Annotated in this window: 3 protein-coding genes; all 3 read left to right on the top strand. The window is 60.3% G+C overall.

Features of this window, described 5'->3' with window-relative positions; translation table 11 throughout:
* The first annotated feature begins 94 nt into the window (after positions 1-94).
* Complete coding sequence (locus tag ACH2EH_RS25040) at positions 95-1,102, top strand: thiamine pyrophosphate-dependent enzyme (RefSeq protein ID WP_395146115.1); 1,008 nt, start codon at positions 95-97, stop codon at positions 1,100-1,102.
* Positions 1,103-1,118: 16 nt separating this feature from the next.
* Positions 1,119-2,135 carry an alpha-ketoacid dehydrogenase subunit beta gene (locus ACH2EH_RS25045; RefSeq protein WP_395146117.1) on the top strand — a complete coding sequence of 339 codons (1,017 nt, stop codon included), beginning with the start codon at positions 1,119-1,121 and terminating at the stop codon, positions 2,133-2,135.
* Between the two features lies 1 nt (position 2,136).
* Positions 2,137-2,710 (top strand): biotin/lipoyl-containing protein (locus ACH2EH_RS25050; protein WP_395146119.1); only part of this gene is annotated, 574 nt, incomplete at its 3' end.

Here is a 2,710-nt window from a genome sequence, read left to right on the forward strand (position 1 = left end):
GGAACTGCGGACATGGCGTTATTGTACCGAATATCTGTGGGGTATAATGTGCCGGGCGAGACCTCGCCCCCTGGCAAGGAGACTGTTTTATAAGATGGCAAAGGGCCAGAAGGCTGCGCTAGACGCGGCCAAGTACCGCCGATTCTATGAGCAAATGGTGCATATCCGCGAGTTTGAGGAGGAGTGTCTGCGGGCATTCCAGCGCGGCGGACACGGCATCGGCGGCTACCTGCACCTCTATTCGGGTGAGGAAGCTATCGCTGTAGGCATCATTGGCGCACTCGACCTCGCGGCAGGAGACTGCTTAATTGGGCACTACCGTGACCACGCCTACGCGCTGGCGGTCGGCTCCCCCCCCGGTCCCGTGATGGCGGAGATCTGTGGGAAGTACGACGGCTGCTCAAAAGGCAAGGGCGGCTCGATGCATATCTGCGATGCGGAGCGCGGCTTTTACGGCGGCTATGGCATTGTAGGTGGCAATGTGCCGATTGCGCTCGGGCTGGGCTTTGCGCTCAAGTACCGTGCGCAAGCGGGGGTGGCGGTCTGCTTCTTTGGCGATGGTTCCATGAACCAGGGGGCGTTTCACGAGACCCTGAACATGGCGCAGCTCTACAAAGTCCCCGTGCTATTTGTTCTGGAGAACAATGGCTACGCGATGGGCACCAGTATCGAGCGCTCCCACGCCAACACCGATCTCACGGATCGCGTGAGCAGCTTCGCCATGAACCGCAAGAAAATAGACGGCCAGAGCATTGTCACAGTGCACGAAGAGGTCAGTCAGATCATTGCGGACATGAAGAAAAATCCCGCCCCGTTCTTTTTGGAGTGCGACACGTATCGCTTCCATGGGCACGGAGCCGCCGACGAGGCCAAGCAAACCGTGGTCTACCGCACTAGGGCGGAGATCGAGGCGGCCAAGGCCAACCGTGACCCGATTGCGATCGCTGCCGAGCTTCTCCTAGAGGCGAAGATCATCACGGACGAAGACATTATGAGGTTCCACGACGAGGCGGTGATCGCAGCGAAGGCTGCGGTAAAGTTCTCCGACGATTCCCCTGTGCCACCCGCCGACGAGCTACTAAAGGACGTGTACGCATTATGAAAGAAGCAAACGCATAATGGCAAAGCTACGCTACATAGACGCCCTCGCGCTCGCCCTGCGTGAGGAGATGCGCCGCGACCCGGACGTGTTTCTGGTCGGTGAGGAAGTGGCACAGTACCAGGGAACTCTGGAGCTCTCCAAGGGCTTCTTAGAGGAGTTTGGCCCGCGCCGCGTGATTGACACGCCGATCTCTGAGGTCGGAATCATCGGCCTGGGAATCGGGGCTGCAATGGCGGGCCTGCGTCCGGTCTGCGAGATGATGCGAATGGACTTCGCCACTCCCGCCTACGACCAGATCGTCCAGCACGCCGCCAAGATCCGCTACATGTTCGGCGGTCAGTTCCAGGTGCCGATGGTGATCCGTGGCCCCAGCGGCGTTGGTTTGCAGCTCTCGGCGCAGCACTCCCAGGCGATAGAAGTTCTCTTTGCCCACGTGCCCGGTCTGAAGGTCGCGGTTCCGGCCACGCCAGCAGACGCTAAGGGAATGCTGCTCACGGCCATTCGTGACAATAACCCCGTGATGTTTTTAGAGTCGCTGCGTATGTACTTCACCAAGCCCGATGAGCTGGAGGCGATCCAGCCGGGCCTCTCCGAAGTCCCCGACGATCCCGAGTTCTCGGTGCCACTGGGCCAAGCCAATGTCCTGCGCGAGGGGAAAGATGTGACAATTGTCGCGTACTCCTGGATGACGATTCAGGCGCTCAAGGCGGCCAATGTGCTGGCAAAAGACGGCATCTTCGCCGAGGTGATTGACCTGCGCTCGCTCTTGCCGCTGGATATGAATACGGTGCTGGCCTCGATCAAGAAGACCCACCGTGCGGTTGTGGTGCAGGAGCAGTGGCCGCTCTATGGTTGCGCTGCGGAGATCTCTGCCCAGATTAGCGAGCGTGCATTCTACGATCTAGACTCTCCCGTGCTCCGGGTGACCGGCGCGTTTGTGCCGATGCCCTACGCCAAGAACTTAGAGAATCTCGCCTTCCCCACGGAAGTTGATATCGTCGCGGCGGCAAAACGCGCTCTGGGAGGCAAGTAAGATGGCAGCGATCATCATGCCCAAGATGGGCGATGCAATGGAAGCGGGCGTCATTGTCCAGTTCCTCAAAAAAGTTGGCGATACGGTAACCGCAGACGATGCGGTGTTCGAGATCGAGACCGATAAGTCCAATGTTGAAGTGCCCGCAGGCGAAGCGGGTGTTGTTCACGCCATTCTGGTTGCCGCCGGTGCCGAGGTCAAGGTCGGTGATCCTGTGCTTGTCATTGGGCAGGGCGCACCGTCTGCCAACAGCGAACCCCCTAGCCCCCAACCCCTGGACTCCTCCCCTCAGCACCCAGAGGGTACCCGGGAAGGGGAGGGCGTACCCACCCTACCCTCCCTCGTAGAGGGAGGGTCGCGAGGTACGAGCGGGGTGGGTTCGGATGGGTTCAAACCCTATGGTGAGAGCTTCGTCGGTCAGCTTCCTGAGGGACTTGGTGGCTCGGCGTCCGTGCTCAGCGATCCGATTGAGATCCAAGGCTCCCCCATTATTGGGGGCGGGGGGGGCAATGAGCGGGTGAAAGCCTCGCCCTTAGCCCGTGCGATTGCGGCGGCCAAGGGCGTCAACCTGGCGA

Source organism: Armatimonas sp. (genome assembly GCF_043760365.1).
Lineage (GTDB): Bacteria > Armatimonadota > Armatimonadia > Armatimonadales > Armatimonadaceae > Armatimonas.

Excerpts from the sequence above, each read along its gene's own strand:
- ACH2EH_RS25040 (WP_395146115.1), top strand. The coding sequence starts at position 95 with ATGGCAAAGGGCCAGAAGGCTGCGCTAGACGCGGCCAAGTACCGCCGA.
- ACH2EH_RS25045 (WP_395146117.1), top strand. The coding sequence starts at position 1,119 with ATGGCAAAGCTACGCTACATAGACGCCCTCGCGCTCGCCCTGCGTGAG.